Origin of the sequence: Sphingomonas sp., assembly GCF_042095875.1 — a bacterium.
Taxonomy (GTDB): domain Bacteria; phylum Pseudomonadota; class Alphaproteobacteria; order Sphingomonadales; family Sphingomonadaceae; genus Sphingomonas.
Window position 1 is genome coordinate 5,801 of the sequence record NZ_JBELMJ010000004.1, and the last position, 20,174, is coordinate 25,974.

General features: G+C 69.7%; 17 protein-coding genes. 6 read left to right on the forward strand and 11 right to left on the reverse strand.

Translation table 11 applies throughout. The features are described 5' to 3' along the window. Window positions 1-272: 272 nt before the first annotated feature. The gene (locus ACFDS6_RS02455; protein ID WP_375270523.1) at window positions 273-1,376 is read left to right on the forward strand and encodes a mechanosensitive ion channel family protein; all 1,104 of its coding nucleotides are present in this window, start codon (window positions 273-275) and stop codon (window positions 1,374-1,376) included. Here the strand turns inward: ACFDS6_RS02455 and otsA are convergent. From otsA to ACFDS6_RS02480, 5 genes are all read right to left on the reverse strand, one after another. Beyond that, complete coding sequence (otsA, locus tag ACFDS6_RS02460) at window positions 1,345-2,748, reverse strand: alpha,alpha-trehalose-phosphate synthase (UDP-forming) (protein ID WP_375270524.1); 1,404 nt, start codon at window positions 2,746-2,748, stop codon at window positions 1,345-1,347. The two genes, ACFDS6_RS02455 and otsA, sit on opposite strands and share 32 nt — an antisense overlap. Beyond that, complete coding sequence (locus ACFDS6_RS02465; protein WP_375270525.1) at window positions 2,745-4,538, reverse strand: glycoside hydrolase family 15 protein; 1,794 nt, start codon at window positions 4,536-4,538, stop codon at window positions 2,745-2,747. The genes otsA and ACFDS6_RS02465 overlap by 4 nt, the downstream gene beginning before the upstream one ends. Continuing rightward, window positions 4,535-5,281: a trehalose-phosphatase gene (gene otsB / locus ACFDS6_RS02470; RefSeq protein ID WP_375270526.1), complete on the reverse strand. Its 747-nt coding sequence runs from the start codon at window positions 5,279-5,281 to the stop codon at window positions 4,535-4,537. The genes ACFDS6_RS02465 and otsB overlap by 4 nt, the downstream gene beginning before the upstream one ends. Before the next feature lie 175 nt (window positions 5,282-5,456). Beyond that, the gene (locus ACFDS6_RS02475; RefSeq protein ID WP_375270527.1) at window positions 5,457-6,185 is read right to left on the reverse strand and encodes a class I SAM-dependent methyltransferase; all 729 of its coding nucleotides are present in this window, start codon (window positions 6,183-6,185) and stop codon (window positions 5,457-5,459) included. Then, window positions 6,185-6,643 (reverse strand): GtrA family protein, encoded by a 459-nt coding sequence (locus ACFDS6_RS02480; RefSeq protein ID WP_375270528.1) that lies wholly within the window; start codon window positions 6,641-6,643, stop codon window positions 6,185-6,187. The genes ACFDS6_RS02475 and ACFDS6_RS02480 overlap by 1 nt, the downstream gene beginning before the upstream one ends. A 77-nt stretch (window positions 6,644-6,720) precedes the next feature. Between ACFDS6_RS02480 and ACFDS6_RS02485 the strand changes: the two genes are divergently transcribed. Together ACFDS6_RS02485 and ACFDS6_RS02490 are read left to right on the forward strand one after the other, a co-directional pair. Beyond that, entirely contained in the window at window positions 6,721-8,511 is a 1,791-nt protein-coding gene (locus ACFDS6_RS02485; protein ID WP_375270529.1) for an AcrB/AcrD/AcrF family protein, read from the forward strand. Window positions 8,512-8,558: 47 nt separating this feature from the next. Further along, window positions 8,559-9,446 carry an LOG family protein gene (locus tag ACFDS6_RS02490; RefSeq protein ID WP_375270530.1) on the forward strand — a complete coding sequence of 296 codons (888 nt, stop codon included), beginning with the start codon at window positions 8,559-8,561 and terminating at the stop codon, window positions 9,444-9,446. A 41-nt stretch (window positions 9,447-9,487) separates the two neighbouring features. On the opposite strand, the gene ACFDS6_RS02495 is transcribed toward ACFDS6_RS02490, so the two are convergent. Together ACFDS6_RS02495 and ACFDS6_RS02500 are read right to left on the reverse strand one after the other, a co-directional pair. Continuing rightward, a complete protein-coding gene (locus ACFDS6_RS02495) occupies window positions 9,488-10,186 on the reverse strand; it encodes a hypothetical protein (protein ID WP_375270531.1) in 699 nt (232 codons plus the stop codon). A gap of 20 nt (window positions 10,187-10,206) precedes the next feature. Beyond that, on the reverse strand, window positions 10,207-10,914 hold the full coding sequence (locus tag ACFDS6_RS02500) for a c-type cytochrome (RefSeq protein WP_375270532.1): 708 nt from the start codon (window positions 10,912-10,914) through the stop codon (window positions 10,207-10,209). Window positions 10,915-11,021: 107 nt separating this feature from the next. Between ACFDS6_RS02500 and ACFDS6_RS02505 the strand changes: the two genes are divergently transcribed. Continuing rightward, window positions 11,022-11,912 carry a prephenate dehydratase gene (locus ACFDS6_RS02505; protein WP_375270616.1) on the forward strand — a complete coding sequence of 297 codons (891 nt, stop codon included), beginning with the start codon at window positions 11,022-11,024 and terminating at the stop codon, window positions 11,910-11,912. Window positions 11,913-11,973: 61 nt separating this feature from the next. On the opposite strand, the gene ACFDS6_RS02510 is transcribed toward ACFDS6_RS02505, so the two are convergent. The 3 genes from ACFDS6_RS02510 to pdxH are packed head-to-tail and all read right to left on the reverse strand — an operon-like array spanning window position 11,974 to window position 14,359. Continuing rightward, entirely contained in the window at window positions 11,974-12,777 is an 804-nt protein-coding gene (locus tag ACFDS6_RS02510) for a PhzF family phenazine biosynthesis protein (protein ID WP_375270533.1), read from the reverse strand. A 59-nt stretch (window positions 12,778-12,836) separates the two neighbouring features. Next, complete coding sequence (locus tag ACFDS6_RS02515; protein WP_375270534.1) at window positions 12,837-13,784, reverse strand: cation diffusion facilitator family transporter; 948 nt, start codon at window positions 13,782-13,784, stop codon at window positions 12,837-12,839. Then, the gene (pdxH, locus tag ACFDS6_RS02520; RefSeq protein WP_375270535.1) at window positions 13,781-14,359 is read right to left on the reverse strand and encodes a pyridoxamine 5'-phosphate oxidase; all 579 of its coding nucleotides are present in this window, start codon (window positions 14,357-14,359) and stop codon (window positions 13,781-13,783) included. Before pdxH ends, ACFDS6_RS02515 begins: the two co-directional genes overlap by 4 nt. Window positions 14,360-14,446: 87 nt before the next feature. On the opposite strand from pdxH, the gene ACFDS6_RS02525 reads away from it, so the two are divergent. Both ACFDS6_RS02525 and ligD read left to right on the forward strand, forming a co-directional pair. After that, window positions 14,447-15,343, forward strand: coding sequence for a Ku protein (locus ACFDS6_RS02525; protein ID WP_375270536.1), 897 nt, complete (start codon window positions 14,447-14,449; stop codon window positions 15,341-15,343). Between the two features lie 7 nt (window positions 15,344-15,350). Further along, a complete protein-coding gene (gene ligD / locus ACFDS6_RS02530) occupies window positions 15,351-17,774 on the forward strand; it encodes a DNA ligase D (protein WP_375270537.1) in 2,424 nt (807 codons plus the stop codon). A gap of 13 nt (window positions 17,775-17,787) precedes the next feature. Here ligD and ACFDS6_RS02535 read toward each other — a convergent pair whose 3' ends face one another. Beyond that, on the reverse strand, window positions 17,788-19,920 hold the full coding sequence (locus ACFDS6_RS02535; RefSeq protein ID WP_375270617.1) for a prolyl oligopeptidase family serine peptidase: 2,133 nt from the start codon (window positions 19,918-19,920) through the stop codon (window positions 17,788-17,790). Window positions 19,921-20,174 lie beyond the last annotated feature (254 nt).

The window sequence follows — 20,174 nt, forward strand, 5'->3', positions numbered from 1 at the left end:
GACGCGCCGGCCCGGCCGACGTGGCGCAACCGCGCCACGTTCGACGGCGCGGGATTAACTCCCGCGCCGCGGCCGCCTGAGCGAAACAGACCAAAGATAACCTGCCGCTCCTCGTCACAAACCTCACCCGATCCGCCCGCGCCGCATTCCCCCCTCGCATCCGATACCGGCGAGCCCCGATCCAACCCCTTTTCACACCACGTAATCGCGTCCCCGACACGACAACGCCTCCGCCCCGGAACGCCCCCGCTCACGCGCCGTTCGTTGCCACCATGAGGCAAGCGAACCTGACCCGATACTGGCGCGACCTGCCCGACGTCCCGACGTGGCTCGGCGACGTCGGCATCGTCGCGCTGGCGGTGCTCACCGCGATCCTGCTCCACGCGGCGGGCTTCGCGCTGCTCGCGCGCGCCGCGCGTCGCGGGGACAGCGAGGGTGGCGCGACGATCATCGAGCGTTCGCGCGGACTGGCGCGCTGGATATTGATCGCGGTGGCGCTCGCCTCGATCCAGCCGCTGCTCCACCTCACCCGCTCGGAGGCGACATTGTGGGGCCGCGTCGCGGGGCTCGTCATCCCGGGACTGGTCGGCTGGTTCGCGGTGGTGACGCTCGGCAATGTCGTCGATATCCTGTCGCGCAAGGCCGACATCAGCGTCGAGGACAATCTGCGCGCGCGGCGCCGGCGGACGCGGCTGGGCATCCTGCAGCGCATCGGCGCCTTCGCGATCGTGATGGTGACGATCTGCATGATGCTGATGAGCATCCCCAGCGTCCGCGCGCTCGGCGTGACGCTGGCGGCATCGGCAGGCGTAGCGGGCATCGCGGTCGGCGCCGCCGCGCAGCCCGCGCTCAAGAACCTGATCGCGGGCGTGCAGATGGCGATCACCGAACCGATCCGGCTCGACGACGTCGTCATCGTCGAGGGAGAATGGGGGCGGGTCGAGGAAATCCGGCTGACCTACGTCATCGTCAAGATCTGGGACGAGCGCCGCCTGGTGGTGCCCGTGTCCAAGTTCCTGGAGCACAGCTTTCAGAACTGGACGCAGCAATCCGCCAAGCTGATGGGCAGCGTGTTCTGGTACCTCGATCCCGCCGCTGACATCGCACAACTGCGCGAGCAGGCGGGCGCGATCATCACCGCGAACCCGCGCTGGGACGGACGCTTCTGGAACCTGCAGGTGACCGACACCAAGCCCGACGGGTCGATCGAGGTGCGCGGGTTGATGACCGCCAAGGACGCCGCCACGGCGTTCGACCTGCGCTGCGACGTGCGCGAAGCCTTGCTCGACTACGTGAAGCGCGAGATGCCCGACGCGATCCTGCGCCGCCGCGCCGACGTTGCGATCACGCCGGCACGGTCGGACGCGCCTGCTTGAGCGCGTCGAGGAAGCGCGACGCCCACCACGTCACGTCCTCGCGCTGCACGCCGTCCATCAACGCCTGCCAGCGCTGGATGCGCTCCTCCTTGGGCATCCGCAGCGCCTGCTGGATCGCGTCGGCGATCTCCTCCGCGCTGTACGGATTGATCAGCAGCGCCTCGCCCATCTGCTCGGCCGCGCCGGCGAACTTGGACAGGATCAGGACGCCGGGATCCTCCGGGTTCTGCGCCGCGACATATTCCTTGGCGACGAGGTTCATGCCGTCGCGCAACGGCGTCACGAGCCCGATCTTCGCCGCGCGGTAGATGCCGGCCAGCACGTCGCGCGGGTAGCCCTGGTTGACGTAACGGATCGGCACCCAGTCGACGTCGGCATATTCGCCGTTGATCCGCCCCGCGAGCCCTTCCAGCGAGTTGCGGATACGGCGGTAGGTCTCCACCGACACGCGGCTGGGCGGCGCGATCTGGAGCAGGAACACTTCCTTGCGCTCCTCCGGATGCTCGATCAGGAAGCGCTCGTAGCCCGAGAAACGCTCCTCCAGCCCCTTGGAGTAATCGAGCCGGTCGACGCCGACGATCATGTCGCGCCCGTCGGCGGAATCGCGCATGCGCCGGTACGCGAGCCGCGCCTGCACCCCGGCGGACGCTTCGGCGAACTCCTTCGCGTCGATCCCGATCGGATCGGCGATCAACCGCACGCGCCGGTCGCCGAGCGTCGCGCACCCGTCCTCGATCGTCGCGCCCATCTCGTGCGTCGCGTAATCGCAGAACGACTCGAGCCATTCCTGCGTGTGGAACCCGATCAGGTCATACTCGAACATCGACGCGACCAGCGCCTGCGCCCCCGGCAGCGTGCCGAGCAGGCGGCGCGGCGGCCACGGGATGTGGAGAAAGAAACCGATCTGGTTCTGGCACCCCCGCTTGCGCAGCTCGGCGCCGAGCGGGAACATGTGGTAATCCTGTATCCAGATCAGGTCGTCGGGCTCGATCAGCGGGCGCACCGTGTCGGCGAAACGCTCGTTGGTGCGCTGATATCCGCCCGCGAACTCGCGCTCATATTCGGCAAGGTCGATGCGGTAGTGGAACAGCGGCCAGAGCGTCCGGTTGGCGTAGCCCTCGTAATATTCCTCGACGTCCTGTTCTTCCAGGTCGACCACCGCGGTGGTCACCCCCTGCTCGCGCTGGAAGTTGATCTGTCCGGTGAACTGGTCGGTCACCTCGCCCGACCAGCCGAACCAGATGCCGCCATTCTCGCGCAGCGCCGCCGCCAGCGCGACGGCCAGTCCGCCCTGCGATCCCGAATTCGACCCCTTGGGCGCGCTGACGCGGTTGGAGATGACGATCAGGCGGCTCTCGGTCGATCGCGTCATCGTATCGCACTCCACGGCTTGCTGAGCATCCCCGCGCAGTTGATCATGCCGACCAGCGAGTAGGTTTGCGGATAATTGCCCCACAACTCGCCGCTGACGGGGTCGATGTCCTCCGACAACAGCCCGGCGGCGGTGCAGCGCGACAGCATCTCCTCGAACAGCGCGCGCGCCTCGTCGTGGCGGCCGGTCAGGAACAAAGCCTCGATCAGCCAGAAGGTGCACACGTTGAACGCGGTCTCGGGCAGGCCGAAATCATCCTCGGTGTCGTAGCGCAGCATCGTCGAGCCGCGCCGCAGCCCCTTCTCGATTGCCTCCAGCGTGTCGACGAAGCGCGGGTCGTCGGCGGCGAAGAAGCGCAGGTCGAGCAGCTGCAATACGCTCGCATCCAGGTCGTCGCCCGAGAAGGTCGCCGACATCCGCCGCGTGTCCTCGCGCCACGCCGACCGCTCGATCACGTCGCGGATGGTGTTCGCGCGCTCCGCCCACAAGGTCCGGCGCTCGGCGAGCCCCAGCCGCTCGGCCGCGTTCGCCAGCCGGTCGCACGCCGCCCAGCACATCGCGGAGGAATAGGTGTGGACGCTCTGGCGCGTGCGCAGCTCCCACAGGCCGGCATCGGGCTGGTCGTAGAACTTCCACGCGCGCTCGCCGACGTGCTCCAGCCGCTCGAAATCGGCGGCGTCGGCGGGACGGAACAGGCGGTGGTCGAAGAAGGCGTGCACGCTGCACAGCACGATCTGCCCGTAGGCGTCGTGCTGGATCTGCTCCGCCGCCTGGTTGCCGACGCGCACCGGCCCCATCCCGCGATAACCCGGCAGCAGCGGCGCGACGCGCTCGGGCAGGTTGGGCTCGCCGAGCACGCCGTAGAGCGGCTGGATGTGGCCGTCGTCGTCGCCGTCACCGGCCGCATCGACGATGTTGCGCAGGTAGCCGAGATACCCCTCCAGCACGTCGAGCGCGCCCAGCCGGTTGAGCGCCTGCACCGTGTAATAGGCGTCGCGTATCCAGCAGTAGCGATAGTCCCAGTTGCGCTCGGACCCGGCGTGCTCGGGCACCGACGTCGTCAGCGCGGCGACGATCGCACCCGTTTCCTCGTGCTGGCACAGCTTGAGCGTGATGGCGCAGCGGATCACCACTTCCTGCCATTCGAGCGGAACGGCGAGCCCGCGCACCCACTGCTGCCACTCGCCCACCGTGTCGTGCAGCATCAGGTCGAGCGTGCTGGCGAACTCGCCCGCAAAACTCTCGTCGGGGCCGAGGAAGAAGTGCAGCGGCCGCTCGACGCGGAACGAGCGTTCGCCCTGCACCATGCCGATCGGCGCGTCGGTGGTCAGCCGCATCGCCATCGCGTCGAGCAGGAAGCGGACGTGGTTCGATCCGCCCACCTGCTCGCGGCAGGTGCCGCCCCAGCCGCAGGTCGGGCGCAGCCGCATCCGCAGTCGGGGACTGCCCGAGATCGGCTTGACGGTGCGCGCGAAGGCGACCGGGCGATAGGTGCGGCCGTTGCGCATGAAGCGCGGGCAGAAGTCGGTCACCTCGATCACGCCGCCGTGCTTGTCGGTGTGGCGCGACACGAGCACGGGTGTGTTGCGGATGAAATGCTGCTCGACCGACACCGAGTCCTCGACCGCAATGTCCCAGAACCCGCCTTCCGGTTCGTCGCCGCCGAGCAGCGCGGAGAACAACGGGTCGCCGTCGACGCGCGGCACGCACGCCCACACGAAGCGGCCGGCGCGATCGACCAGCGCGCTGACCTGGCAATTGCCGATCGGCCAGAGGTCGAGATCGCTCATGCCAGTGCCTCCGCGCCGGCGCGCAGCCAGGCGAGCGTGGCGGCCACGTCGTCCAATCGGTAGCGCGCGTGCGTCTCGCGCGCCGGGCCGACCAGGATACCGGCTCCACCAAGCTCGCGTGCGGCGGCGAACGCCGCCTCGTCGGTTACGTCATCCCCCATGAACACAGGACGCGTGGCCGCACGTCCGGGTTCCGCCATCAACGTCTTCAACGCGCTGCCCTTGTCCGCGCCGGGCAGGCGCAGCTCGGCGACCATCTTGCCGAGCTGCAGGTGCAGATCGTGCTCAGCGGCCAGTTGCCGTGCCAGCTCGCATGCCTCCGCCTCCTCGGTGGGCGCCTGACGATAGTGCAGCCCGACGCCGAACGGCTTGTCCTCGACCAGCACGCCCGGGCGATCCGCGGCGAAGGCGTTCAGCCGCTCCAGTGCCGCGTCGATCCCGGCGGTCCGCTCGGGCTTGACCGGTGGCTCGCCCGCCGCCGCGATCTCCAGCCCGTGACTGCCCGCGACCGTCAGCGCGACCGGGTCGATCAGCGCGCCGATCTCCGCCACCGACCGCCCGCTGACGATCGCGACGCGGCCACCCATGCGCGCGGACAGGTCGCGCAGCAGTTGCCGCAGCGTCTCGGACACGTCCACCGCGTCGGGTGTCGCGGCGATCTCGACCAATGTGCCGTCGAAATCGAGGAACAGGCTGGCATTCAGCAACAGGTCAGCGGGCGGCGGCGGCAGGATATCGGACATGCGCCGCGCCGTGGCGGCTTCGCGGGCGTGGTGCAAGAGGCGCCTGACCGCGCCCTTCTTCCCCCCCCTCCCTAGAAGGGAGGGGTCGGGGGTGGGTCGGCCCGACACGAAACATCACCGCCGCACTCTCAGCCCCTCATCAGGGGGAGCAGGTCAGCGTCTCGGGCCGATCAGGTCAGGCAGGCTCCGCGAAGCACAGGATGGAGAGGCCGATCGGCATCGGAACGCGCCCGACCAGGTGCCGCTCGACGCGGAAGACGCGCTCGAACAGCGCGTTGACCGGCGCGGCGGGGGGCGAATCGTCGCTGTCGTCGCGGCCCGTCAATCGCCCCGCGATCCGCGCGGCGGCCGCGAGCGGGAACAGGATCGAGTTGAAGTAACCGAGCTTGCGCGGGCGCAGCCCCGCCGCGCGGATCGCCGCGATCAACGTCTTCTTCGAATATCGCCGTTCGTGATGGTTCACGACGTCGTGCGCGCTCCACATCCACTGGTGCGCGGGCACCGCGATCAGGATCTTGCCGCCCGGTGCCAGGCAGTCGCGCATCGCCCTCAGCGCGCCGACGTCGTCGGCGATATGCTCCACCACGTCGAGCACCGCGACCATGTCGTACCTGCCCCGCTCGACGCCGGGCAGCACCGGCAGCGGCGCGTCGCCGACCGGCCGGCCGAGCCGGGCGCTCGCGATGTCGCGCGCGGCGGGATCGATCTCGATCGCTTCCACTTGCCCGAACTGCCCCAGCATCGGCAGATTGTGTCCGGTGCCGCAACCGATCTCCAGGATGCGTGCGTCCTTGGGCAGATGCCCCTCGCGCGTGACGTAGTCAGACAGGATGTCGCGGCGCGCGCGGTACCACCAATGGGTGGAATCATGCTCGGCCATGCGGTCGTAGACGCGGCGATCCATCAGACGAACACCAGATATTTGTTGAGCAGAAAGGTGACGATCGTCGCCAGCGCGACCGCGGGCAACAGCGGCACCCACGGGTCGAGCCCCATCAGCGCGGTGCCGATCCAGGTGACCAGCGCGTTCAGCGCCATGCCGCTCGCCTGCACGCAGAGGAACTTGGCCTGCTGCGCCGGTCCAGCGGACTGCGCGCCCTGGCCCCTGAAGCTCCACCGGCTGTGGAGGAAGAAGCCGCACGTCACCGCGACCAGGAACGACGGCGGCACCGCCCATACGGCCTGCGCGTGCGGCAATACCCACGCGGTCAGCGGCAGGTAGACCGCGGCGTAGATCAGCGTCGAGATGCCGCCGGCGATACCGAAGCGGATCAGTTGCAGCAGCGCCTCGCGCGATCCCGCGCCGCGCCCGTCCGATCCGCCGTCCAACCCGTTGTTCAACCGATCGATGCCCGCCGCCACCATCTTGCCCTTTGTGCATCCCCGCGTCAGGAGCGCGGCGGCGGACCTACTAGCTCCCGTCCGATGAAGGAAGCGTTTTGACCATCCTGCCCCGTGCGCTGCCGCCGCGCCTCGCCACCACGCTCGATCGCCGCTGGATCAACCTCACGTTGATCGCTTGGATCATGATCGCGGCCTGGTACGTCGGGCAGCGCTGGACCGCGATCCAGTGGCTCAGCCTGGGCGACACCGACGACAACATGCGGTTGATGCAGGTGCGCGGGCTGCTCGCCGGTCAGGGCTGGTTCGACTTGACCAACTATCGCCTCAACCCGCCCGCGGGCTTCAACATTCACTGGAGCCGGCTGGTCGACCTGCCGATCGCCGCGCTGATCCTGTTGCTGCGCCCCTTCGTCGGCACGCTCGAGGCCGAGCGGCTGGCGTGCGGCATCGCGCCGCTGATCCCCTTGTCGCTCGCATTACTGGGGCTGGGCGCGACCGTGCGGCGGCTAGTGTCGCCGCTCGCCTGGCCGCTCGCGATCGCGGTGGTGCTCGTCACCAACGTCGCGCTCGGCATGTACATGCCCGATCGGATCGACCACCACGGCTGGCAACTCGCGATGCTGTGCCTGACGGTCGCCGGGCTGTGCGATCCCCAGGGGCCACGTGGCGGGCTGATCGTCGGGCTCGCCAGCGCATACTCGCTCACCATCGGGCTCGAACTGCTGCCCTACGCGGCGATGGCGGGCGCGATCACCGCGCTGCGCTGGATGTGGGACAGGGGCGAGCGCACGCGGCTCGCCGCCTACGCGCTGTCGCTCGGCGGCGGCACCGCGGCGGGGTTCGCGGGCTTCGCCTCCTACGCCAACCGCGTGCTGCGCTGCGACGCGCTGACCCCGGTGTATCTCTCCACGGTCGTGGTCGCCGCGGCGCTGCTGCTCGCGCTCTCCGTCTGGTCGCCGCGCAGCCGGGGAGTGCGGATCGCCGCCGCACTCGCCGCCGGGGGCGTCGTCGCCACCTTCTTCGCCAACACCTACCCCCAATGCCTCGCCCGCCCCGAGCAGGTGTCGCCCGAACTCTACACCAGCTGGCTCGCCAACGTCCGCGAGGCGAAGCCGATCTACCAGCACCCCTTGCGCAGCGCGGCGCCGATCGTCGCGCTGCCGATCATCGGCCTCCTCGGCGCGCTGTTCGCCACTTGGCGCGCGCGTCGCACCCCTGCGCTGCTCGGCTGGACCTGCGTCGCGTTGTTCACCACCTTCTCGTGTCTGATGCTCTTGTGGCAAGCCCGCGCAGGACCCGCGGCGCAGTTGATGGCGGTGCCCGGCGCGGTAGCGCTCGCCGTCGCGATGCTGCCATGGATCGCGTCACCGCGCTGGTGGCCGGCGAAGCTCGCTGCGGCAGCGATGGCCTACGTGCTCGTGTCGGGCTGGTTCATGACGCTGGCGGTGCGCTATCTGCCGATCGATCGGCCCAACGCCTATGTCACGCGCGTCAACCGCGCGACCGGGCGCTGTTTGACGGTTCCTGCGATGGAGCCGCTCAACGCGCTTCCCCGCCAGACCGTGTTCACCTTCGTCGACCTGGGGCCGCGGCTCATCACGCTGACGCATCACGACGCGATCGCGGGTCCGTACCACCGCAACGGCGATGCAATCCTCGATGTGCAGCACGCTTTCAGCCGATCCCCGCGCGAAGCACGCGCGATCATGAAACGCCACGGCGCGACGTTGCTGCTGGTGTGCCCCAACATGGCGGAATCGACCAATTACCGCGCCAAGGCACGTGGCGGATTCTACGACCTGCTGGCGCACGGCAAGGCGTTCGACTGGCTCGAACCCGTGCCGTTGCCCGCCCGGTCGCCGTTCCGCGCCTTCCGCATCAGCTAGGCGGGTCGCGTCTTGCGGCCGTCACGCGCGCGGCTTATCGCCCCGGCATGACAGAAACTCGCGTACCCAGCCGCGTCTTCCCGCGCGCCAAGCAAGATGCCGACGCCGCCCGCCAGAGCGTCTCCACCCCGCAGACCGAGAGCCCCGCTTACTCCCTGGCATTCCAGGACATGGACTTCCTGCTGCGCGAGGACCTGCGTCCGGTCCGCTTCCAGCTCGAGCTGTTGAAAACGCAGCTGATCCTGGAGGAAGCGCACATCGGCTCGACCTTCGTCTTCTACGGCTCGGCGCGCATTCCCGAGCCCGCCAAGGCGCAGGCATTGCTCGACATGGCGACCGACGAGAAAAGCCGCCGCATCGCCGAGAGCCTGGTCGCCAAGTCGAAATACTACGACATGGCGCGCGAGCTGGCGCAGCTATGCTCCAATTTCCCGCGGGACGAGGAGGGGAAGCGCCACTTCGTCGTGTGCTCGGGCGGCGGGCCGTCGATCATGGAAGCGGCCAACCGCGGCGCGACCGACGTGCACGCGGAATCGATCGGGTTGAACATTGTCCTGCCGCACGAGCAGGCGCCCAACCCCTACGTCACCCCGTCCTTGTCGACGCAGTTCCATTATTTCGCGCTCAGGAAGATGCACTTCCTGCTCCACGCGCGCGCACTGGCGGCGTTCCCGGGCGGGTTCGGCACGTTCGACGAATTGTTCGAGCTGCTGACGCTGATCCAGACCGGCAAGATCGAGCCGATGCCCGTGCTGTTGTTCGGGCGCGAGTTCTGGGAGCGGGTCGTCAATTTCGACGCTCTGGTCGAGGAGGGCGTAGTGTCGGAGCGCGACCTGGGCATCTTCCGCTACGTCGAGAGCGCGGCCGAGGGTTGGGCCGTGGTGCAGCAATTCTACCGCGAGCGGCAGGAGAAGGCACCACAGACGGCGCGCTGAGCGCCGCGGGCGGGCCCCTCTCTGCCGCGGGAGGGGCGATGCTACCGGACCGGCTGGACCTGATCGTAGGTGGTCTGCGTCGTCAGCACGCCCGACTTGCCCATCAGCGATCCCGCGGTCCGGCTCGCCACCTCGGCGGGGACGATCGCGCCGCCCGGCATCGCCGCGTAGCGCGCGGTCGCGGTGATGTTCTGCACCGACGCGACCAGCATCATGCGGAACGGCTTGGTGGTGGTGAAGCGCACGCGCTCGACGAACGGCGTCGAGCCCCGCGTGTTGACGATCGCCTCCGCCTGCGCGTCGGCCGACGCGTCGTGCGACCCGATCTTCATCGCGCCCGCGGGCAGCCGCGCGAAGCGGTAGGTGGTGACGCCGTTCGCGTCGACGCGGGTGGCGGGGCCCGCGAACCATTTCGCGTTCTCGGCGTAGGACGGCACGCGATCGCGCTTGATCTTGCGCCATCCCGCCAGGTCCTTGGCCGTGGGCGCGCGCCCGTCGACCGAGACGAGCGACCAGCGCGCATCCGCGGGGCGGCGCGGGTCGAACTGCTCGACCAGAGTCTTGCGCGCCGCGCCGGTGCGCTCGACCGCCGTGGTCTGCCGGAACGCGAAGCCATCGGACCGGGTCGCGCGCATGTCCGCGAGCAGGCGCTCCTGCAACGCGTCGGCGCCGGAAACGCCAGGAAGCGCGAGCACGATCGCCGCACCAACGATGCGCCCGATCACCAAATTGGAGCGCATCAGCGGGGTCAGGGTGCGGCTCAGCGCTCGGCGGCGGGCGGAGTCACGCCCAGCGCCTTCTCGTCCTTGGCGTTCGGGTCCATAGACGGCGCGCCCGACGCGGGGGTTCCGGTGTTGGCGAGGTCGGCGGTATCGCCCTTCACCGCCTCGGTCACGTTGGCGACGGCGGCATCGTTGCCGGCGGGCTCCGCGCCCGGTGCGGGGGCGGCGGGCAGCGGCAGGTTCGATCCCTGCTGGTTCAGATAGGCGATCACGTTGGCGCGGTCCTCGGGGTTGGACAGGCCGGCGAAGGTCATCTTGGTGCCGTTGGCGAACTTGCGCGGGGACGTCAGCCACGCGTTCATGCGCTCGAAATCCCAGTTACCGCCGACCGACTTGAGCGCGTCGGAGAAGGCGTAGCCGCCCTTGCCCTGCGCGATCCCCTCGCCCAGCGTCGCGTACAGGTTCGGGCCGACGCCGTTCGCGCCACCCTGGTTGATCGTGTGGCAGGCGGCGCACTTCTTGAACACCTCGGCGCCCTTCGCCGGGTCCGCGGTCGGGAGCAGCGACGCGATCGGCACCGCCTTCGCCTCGGCACCGCCGCCGGCCTCCTCGACGCCCTCGATCGCGTAGCCCATCTTCTCCGGACGCTCGCCGTGGAAGATCATGCCACCCACGATCGAGAGCCCCAGCGCCGCACCGCAGCCCGCCAGCACCCAGCCCGCAATCGTGTTGTTCCGATCGTCCATGTCGTGAAACCGCCCCTAATTGTGGCCAACCCATAGAAAAGCGTTGGCGGCACCGCAAGCGCACTTGAGCGATGCGCCCTCGCCCCCTACCCGCGGGCCCCGAGCCCATGCAGGATTACGCCGCCCCCGCCCGCCCGATCGTCGAGGCGATGATCGCCGCCGCCGCCGCCGAGCCCGAGCGCGCGGTCTCGTTCCAGGGTGCGCCGGGCGCCAACAGCCACGTCGCGGTGGCCGAAGCGTTCCCCGACGCGCTGCCGCTGCCGTGCTTCGCGTTCGAGGACGCGCTGGACGCGGTGAAAGACGGCCGCGCCGCCCACGCGCTGATCCCGATCGAGAACTCGCTCCACGGCCGCGTCGCCGACATCCACTTCCTGCTGCCCGAATCGGGGCTCGTCATCACCGCCGAGCACTTCCTGCCGATCCGCCACGCGCTGATGGGCGTAGGCAGCCGCGACGAGGTGGCGGAGGCGATGAGCCACCCGCAGGCGCTCGGCCAGTGTCGCCACTGGCTGAAGGCGCACGGCATCCGGCCGGTCAATTATCCCGACACCGCGGGCGCCGCCGCGATCGTCGCCGAACTGGCGGACCCGCGCGTCGCCGCGCTGGCGCCGCCGGGTGCCGCCGCGCTCTACGGGTTGAACCTGCTGGGCGTCGACATCGCGGACGCGGACCACAACATGACGCGCTTCGTCGCACTCGCGCGCGGCAGCCGGCCGGCGGTGGGCGCGGACGCGTGGATGACGACCTTCATCTTCGAGGTGAAGAACGTGCCCGCCGCGCTCTACAAGGCGATGGGCGGGTTCGCGACCAACGGCGTCAACATGACCAAGCTGGAGAGCTACCAGCGCGGCGGCAGCTTCGCGGCGACCGAGTTCTTCTGCGACGTGGAGGGAAAGCCGGGCGAGCCCGGGTTCGACCGCGCGATGGAGGAACTGGGCTTCCACTCCAAATGGGTGCGCGTGCTCGGCACCTACGCGCAGGCGCGCCGCCGCGGCTAGACCGCGGATAAGGGAACGTTGCGCCGCCGCGGCTGAGGCGTCGGCGCCGCGGCGAGGCGCTTCACGGCAGCAGGAACGTGCCCTCGATCACGGTGACGCACGCGCCGCCGAGCACCACGCGGTCGCCGTCCAGTCGGCACGACAGCCGCCCGCCACGCGCCGACGCCTGGTACGCGCTCATCCGGTCGCGGCCGAGCCGCTGGGCCCAGTAGGGCACCATGACTGCGTGGGCGGAGCCGGTGACGGGGTCCTCGTCGATGTCGAACGCGGGGACGAAGACGCGGCTGACCACGTCGGTGGTCTCACCGGGCCCGGCGACGATGATGACGTAGGGACCGAGCGGCGCCAGCGCGCGCATGTCGGGCGCGCACGCGCGCACCTGCGCCTCGTTCTCCACGACCACCAGCGCGTAGCCCTTGTCGTGCCATAGCGTCTCCTGCACCGCACCCTCGGGCAGCTCCAGGCCGGCGACGATCTCGGGCAGCGGTTTCGGCTGCGGTACCCAGGCGGGCAGCGCCATCGCGTAGCGGTGCCCGTCGCGTGACACCTCCAGCACGCCCGCCTGCCGCGTGCGGAAGCGGACGTGCGCGCGGTCGGTGTCGGACGAAAGCACGACGTGCCCGCTCGCCAGCGTCGCATGGCCGCACAGCGCGACCTCGGCGCCGGGCGTGAACCAGCGCAGTTCGTAATCCGCCTCGCCGCTCGCGTCGGGGACGAGAAAGGCGGTTTCCGACAGATTGTTCTCGACCGCAATGGCGAGCAGCGTGTCGTCGTCCAGCCACTTGGTGAGCGGCATTACTGCCGCCGGATTACCCTTGAACGCTTCATCGGCGAAGGCGTCGACCTGGGTGAAGGGGATGCGCATGGGATGTCCTTACGGTCGCTCGGCGGGGAGGTGCTTGCCGCCGCTGACGGCTGACGAGTTTACAGCCGCTTGCCGAACCAGTGCGGCGTCGCGTCGGCCTCGACCAGCGGATTGTCGGTGTCCTCGTGCCCCTCTGGATCGAGGTGGATCAGCGTCTCGACCTTGGGAAAGGTGCGGCGGAGCGCGATCTCGACCGACTCGACGATGTCGTGCGCGTCGCGCACGGTCAGGTCGGGGTCGACCTCCATGTGGAATTGCGCGAAATCGTGGCTGCCGGCGCGGCGCGTGCGGAAATCGTGAATGCCGCGGATGCCGGGCTGGCGCGCGGCGACCTCCATGAAGGCGGCGCGCTGGTCCTCCGACCATTCCTTGTCCATCAGCATGTCGATCGCCTGGCTCGACGCCTGGAACGCGCCCCACACCAGCCACAGCGCGATCGCGATGCCGAACACGGGGTCGGCGCCCGTCACCCCGACATATTGGTCGAGCACCAGCGCCGCGATCACCGCCACGTTGAGCAAGACGTCCGACTGGTAATGGACGTTGTCGGCGAGGATCGCGACCGAGCCGGTCCTGCGGATAACGCTGCGCTGATAGGCGAGCAGCGCCAGCGTCGCGGCGATCGCCAGCACCGACACGCCGATGCCTAGCCCCGCATCCTCGTTGACCTGCGGATTGGAGAAGCGCTCCACCGCGCGCCACGCGATGCCGATCGCGGAGGCGGTGATCAACACCACCTGGAACAAGGCGGCGAGCGCCTCCGCCTTGCCGTGGCCGAAACGGTGGTCGTGGTCGGCGGGCTCGGCGGCGAGCTTGACGCCGTAGAGCGTGACCAGGCTGGCGAGCAGGTCGAGCCCGGTGTCGGCCAGCGAGCCGAGCATCGCGACCGAGCCGGTGGCCCAGGCGGCGTAGCCCTTCACGATCAGCAGGCTGAGCGCCATCGCGACGCTCGCCAGCGCGGCGCGCATCGCGATCGGCAGGACGCGGCGGCGTTCGCTCTCCGTCATGGGAACAGCAGCCCCTCGCTCCACGCGTCGCCCGCCCGGGTGAACAGGCGACGCTCGTGCAGGCGGTGCGCGCGGTCCTGCCAGAACTCGATGCGGTAGGGCGTCACGCGGTAGCCGCCCCAATTGGGCGGGCGCGGCACGTCCTGCCCCTCGAAGCGCGCCTTCATCTCGTCGAAGCGCGCCTCGAACGTGCTGCGCGCGTCGAGCGGGCGCGACTGGTCTGACGCCCAGGCGCCGAGCTGCGAGTCGCGGCCGCGCGTGGCGAAATAAGCGTCGCTCTCCGCGTCGCTGGCGAGGCTGACGGAACCGTCGATGCGTATCTGGCGGCGCAGCGACTTCCAGTGGAAGAGCAGCCCCGCCTGCATGTTCTCAGCAAGCGCCTCCGCCTTGCGGCTGCCGCGGTTGGTGTAGAACACGAAGCCGTCGGACCCGTGGCCTTTCAGCAGCACCATGCGCACCGACGGGCGACCCGCGGCGTCGGCGGTGGCGAGCGCCATCGCGCCCGGATCGTTGGGTTCAGTCTCCTTCGCCTCGGCGTACCAGGCGTCGAACAGGGAGAAGGGATCGTCGGCCATGCGGCATCCCTTAGCGCAAGTCGCGCCGACGCGGAACGACTCCTTCGCCCGCGATTTGAATCGCTTACGCAACGAGAGGGGTGGAGCATGGCCGCGCGCGCTTACTGGCAGGGGCAGATACGGCTCGCGCTGGTCTCGATCCCGGTGGAAATCTATCCAGCGACCAAATCGGGCGCGCAGATCGCGTTTCACCAAATCCACGAACCCTCGGGCGAGCGGATCAAGTACGAGAAGGTCGCGCCGGGCATCGGACCCGTTGACGCCGACGAGATCATCAAGGGCTTCGAGGTCGAGAAGGGCGAGTACGTGCTGCTGGAGCAGGAGGAGATCGACGCGGTGAAGCTCGAGTCGAAGAAGACGCTGGAGCTGACGCAGTTCGTCGACAGTAGCGAGATCGACGTCCTCTATTACGAGAAGCCGTATTTCGTCGTGCCCGCCGACGATCTGGCGGAGGAAGCGTTTGTCGTGCTGCGCGAAGCGCTCAGGCGGACCAAGAAGGTCGGCCTGGGGCAGCTGGCGATGCGCGGGCGCGAGTATATCGTCAGCCTCAAACCATGCGGGCGCGGGCTGATCCTGGAGACGCTCCGCTACGCCGACGAGGTCCACCGCGCGCAGGGTTATTTCCGCGACATACCCGACAGCAAGCCCGACGCCGAGCTGCTCGACCTCGCCGAGGCGCTGATCGACCGCAAGACCGCGGCGTTCGACCCGCAGGAATTCCACAACCGCTACGTCGACGCGCTGAAGGAGCTGATCGAGCGCAAGCGCAAGGCGAAGGGCAAGACCCGGATCATCGAGGAGAAGGACGAGGGCGGACGATCGGCCTCGAACGTCGTCGACCTGATGGCGGCGCTGAAGAAATCGATGGAGGGCAAGTCGGGCAGCGCGCCGGCGAAGAAGGCACCGGCCAAGGCGGCAGCGAAGAAACCCGCCGCCAAGAAGCCGGCGGCCAAGAAGGCCGCGCCGGCGAAGAAGCGCGCCTGATCCGACCATGTCCGAGGCCGACCCGCTCGCCCGCTACAACGCCAAGCGCAATTTCACGCGCACCGCCGAGCCGGCGGGGACGCTGGCGAGCGGTCACGGCAACAGCTTCGTGGTGCAGAAGCACGACGCGACGCGGTTGCACTGGGACTTCCGGCTGGAGGTCGACGGCGTGCTGAAGAGCTGGGCGGTGACGCGCGGGCCGAGCCTCGACCCGGACGAGAAACGGCTGGCGGTCAGGACCGAGGACCATCCGCTCGAATATGGCACGTTCGAGGGGACGATCCCCGCGGGCGAATATGGCGGCGGCACGGTGATGCTGTGGGACCGCGGCACCTGGTCGCCGATCAAGGGCAAGAGCGCGCGCGACTTGGAGGCGGGGCACCTGCACTTCGTGCTGGAGGGCGAGCGGATGCGCGGAGAGTGGCTGCTGATCCGCCTCAAACCGCGCGCGAAGGAGAAGCGCGAGAACTGGCTGCTGCGCAAGATCGGCGATGCGGAGGCGGGTGGCACCGACACGCTGGTCGAGACCGCGCTGACCAGCGTGTCGACTGGGCGCACGATGCAGCAGATCGCCGAGGGCAAGGCACCCGCGAAGCGGAAGCCTGCGCGCAGGAAGGTCGCCAGGAATGCCGCCCCGCCCGCCTTCACCGAGCCGCAGCTTTGCACGCTGGTCGACACGGTGCCGAGCGGATCGGCGTGGCTGCACGAGGTCAAGTACGACGGCTACCGCGCGCTGGTGGCGGTGGCGGGCGGCACGGCCCGGGTGTTCACGCGCAGCGGGCTCGACTGGAGCGACAAGTTCCCCGGCATCGCCGCGGCCGCGGCCGAGCTCGACGTGCAGTCCGCGCTGATCGACGGCGAGATCGTTGCGTTCAAGGACGGGCGTCCCGACTTCTCGACGCTCAAGGACGCGATCTCCTCGGGCGGCGACATGACGATGTTCGCATTCGACCTGCTTTCCCAAGACGGTGAAGACCTGACCGCGCTGCCGTTGACGACACGCAAGGCGCGGCTCCAGGCGATCATCGGCGACGACGCGCGGCTCCATTATGCCGAGCACGTCGTCGGCAGCGGCGAGCAGTTGCTGGACAAGATGTGCGCCGAGGAGCTGGAGGGCGTGGTGTCGAAGCGCGCCGACGCGCGCTACCGCGCCGGGCGCTCGTCCGATTGGCTGAAGATCAAGTGCACGCGGCGGCAGGAGTTCGTCATCGTTGGCTGGCTGCCGTCGACCAAGAAGCGCGGGTTCAAGTCGCTGCTGCTCGGCGTCTACGAAGATGGCAAGCTGCGCTACGCCGGGAAGGTCGGCACCGGGTTCACGCGAGGATTGATGAACGACCTGCGCGCGAAGCTCAACGCCCGCGCGCGCAAGACCGCGCCCGTCGAGGCGCCGCGCGCAATGGTGCGCGGGGCGCACTGGGTCCGCGCCGATCTGGTCGCGGAGATCGCCTTCACCGAGAAGACGCCCGACGGGCTGCTGCGCCACCCGAGCTTCCTCGGCCTGCGCGGCGATAAGCCCGCGCGCGAGGTGGTGGTGGAGCAGCCGCGCGCCGTTCCCGACACGCCCGCCACGGAGGTGGTCAAGATCACCAACCGCGACCGCGTCATCGACCCCGCCGCCAAAGTGACCAAGGGCGACTTGGCCGATTACTACACCGCGGTCGCCGCAATAATGCTGCCGTGGAGCGGCCACCGTCCGATCAGCCTGGTGCGCTGCCCGCAGGGGCGCGCGAAGCAATGCTTCTTCCAGAAGCACGACGCGGGCTCGTTCGGCGAGGCGGTGCACCGCGTCGCGGTCGAAGAGAAGGACGGGTCGAGCGAGGATTACCTGTGGGTCGACGACGCCGCGGGGCTGCTGACCTGCGTACAGATGGGGACGATCGAGTTCCACGGCTGGGGCTCGCGTATCGACGCGCTGGAGCGGCCCGACCGCATGGTCTTCGACCTCGACCCCGACGAGGGGCTCGACTTCGCCGACACGAAGAAGGCGGCGGAGTTCCTGCGCGACCAGTTGGGCGAGATCGGGCTCGCGAGCTTCCCGCTCCTGTCGGGCGGCAAGGGCGTCCACGTCGTCGTGCCGCTGACTCCGCAGGCCGAGTGGTCCGCGGTGCGTGACTTCGCCGAGCGGTTCGCGCGCGCGCTGGCGCAAGCCGAGCCGGAGCGCTTCACCGCGACGATGAGCAAGGCGAAGCGCAAGGGCCGCATCTTCATCGATTACCTGCGCAACGGACGCGGCTCGACTGCGATCATGCCCTATTCCGCGCGGGCGCGCGCCGGTGCGCCGGTGGCGGCCCCCGTCACGTGGAGCGAGCTGCGCGACCTCGACAGCGCGGCGAACTGGCACGTCGGCGACGCGGACGCGCTGATCGCACGCGCGAACGACCGCGCACTGTCGGGCTGGGGCATCGCCGATCAGGTGCTGCCCGACGTTTGAGGCCGGACGTGGTTTACCGCGTGGAAGTGGAAGGAACCGACGCTGCCGCCGGTGCCGCCGCCTGCCCCGGCGCGCCCGGTCCGCGGTAACGGTCGAACCAGGCGAGGATCGCCGACGCCTTCGCCGCCGACTGGCTCGGCCGGGCCGCGATGCCGCCGTGGCTCGCGCCCGGCACCTTGACCAGCGCGGTCGGCACGCCGCGGATCTGCAAGGCGGCGTAATATTGCTCCGCCTCCGACACCGGCGTGCGATAGTCCTCGCTGCCGACCACGACGAGCGTCGGGGTGCGCACGTTGCCGACGAGGCTCAAGGGCGAGTGACGCCAGTAATCCATCGGGTCCTCCCACGGCAGCTTGTTGAACCAGTAGCGTGAGGTGAACAGCGTCGCGTCCATCGTCAGCGCCTCGCTGATCCAGTTGATGACCGGCTTCTGCGTCGCCGCGGCCTTGAAGCGATTGTTCTTGCCGACGATCCACGCGGTCAGCACGCCGCCGCCCGAACCGCCGGTGACGAACAAATTGTTCGGGTCGGCGGTGCCGTCGGCGATCGCGGCGTCGACCGCGGCCATCAGATCGTCGTAGTCGGCGCTGGGGTAATCCTTGTCGATCAGATTGGCGAACTCGGCGCCGTAGCTGGTGGAGCCGCGCGGGTTGGTCCACAAGACCGCGTAGCCGTGCGCGGCGTAGAGTTGCATGTCGGTCGCGAAGCTGGGGCCGTAGGCCGAGTGAGGACCGCCGTGGATCTCCAGGATCAGCGGCACGCGGGTGCCCGGCTGCCAACCCGGCGGGGTGGCGAGCCAGGCGTCGACCGCGCGGCCGTCGGGCGCGGTCACCGCGAGCCTGCGGATCGGCGCCAGCGCCTTCGCCTCCAGCATCGTCGCGTTGAGGTTGGTCAGCCGCCGCTGCTTGCCGCCCGCCGCGACCCAGACATCGGCGGGTGCCTGGCCGTCGCCGCCGGTATAGGCGACCACCCCGCCGCGCGAGACCGAGAAGTCGCCGCCGGTGTACGGCCGGTCGAGCCCGCCGCCCTTCAGATTGTCGGCGAGCACGGTCATGCCGCCGCCGTCGCCGACGCGCGCGACCTTGCGCAGGCCGTGGTCGTCGAAGGTCGCGTAGAGCGTGTTGCCCGCCCACTGCACGTCCTCCACCGAGCGGTCGAGCGCGCGGGTCAGCGCACGCGCGTTGGCGGCGTCGCGGTCGCCGACCCAGATTTCGCTGTTCTCGTAGCCGCGGCGGCGGTCGTCGAAGCCGAGCCAGGCGACGCGCGAGCCGTCGGCCGAGAAGCGCGGGGAGGCGTCGGGGCCGTCGCGCGTGGTCAGCTGCGTTAGCGTGCCCGTGTCGGCGTCGACCGCGTAGAGGTTGCTGTCCATGACGCGGCGGTCGGCGTCCTTGCCGCGGATCGCCGCGAACAGGATGCGCGCACCATCGGCGCTCCACGACAGCGGGCCGGCATCGTCGTAACCGCCGAAGGTCAGCTGCCGCGCGGCACCGCCGTCCGCTGAGACGACGAAGACGTGGTCGCGGCCGGGCTTGATGTAGCCGGGACCATCGGCGCGGTAGGTGATGCGGTCGATCACCTGGAGCGGCTCGGCCCATTTCGCGCCCTCGGGCTTGTCGGGCGCGTGGCCGAGGCGCGTCCCCTCACCCATCACGGTCGCGGTAAAGGCGAGCCGGCGGCCGTCGGGCGACCAGCTGAGCGCGCCCGGGTCGCCGGGCAGCGCGGTGATCCGGGCACTCGCGCCGGTCGCCAGCCAGCGGACGAACAGCTGGCTGCCCTCGCTATCGGAGGCGGCATAGGCGATCCGGGTGCCGTCGGGCGACCAGCGCGGCGAGGAGCCGTTGGCGGCGAAGGGCGACTGGCGACCGGTCGCGACGTCGACCAGCCACAGCGACGATTGCATCCGGTCGGTCATCACGTCGCCCGAGCGGCGGACGTAGACGATCGTGCGCCCGTCCGGGCTGATCTGCGGATCGCTCGCCATCTGCAACCCGAACAGGTCGTTGCCGGTGAAGGCGGGATTGGCGGCGTCGGCGGCGGGTACGGGCCTGTTCTGCGCGAGCGAGGCCGAGGCGAGGGACACGGGGGCGAGCAGCAGGGCAGTGGTCGCGAGCGCGAGGGCGGAGATCGGGCGCAAGGGAGGCTCCATGATGGCGGCTGGCGCGACCATGCCCGAACCACGGCGACGTGCAAGCGCGGTGATGGAGGCCGCGCGGGGTGGTCAGCCGCGGCGAAAGGTGAGGCTAAGGTGAGGCCAACGCGCATCGCACGGCAATGCTGAACGGGTCGCGCCAGTCGGGGCGGGTCGCGATGTGAAAGAGCTTGCCGCACCCTAGCCCGAGAGCGACGCTGTAGGACAGCGGTCGCGCGGGTGATGCCTGGCCAATGCAAGTCGCGGCGGTG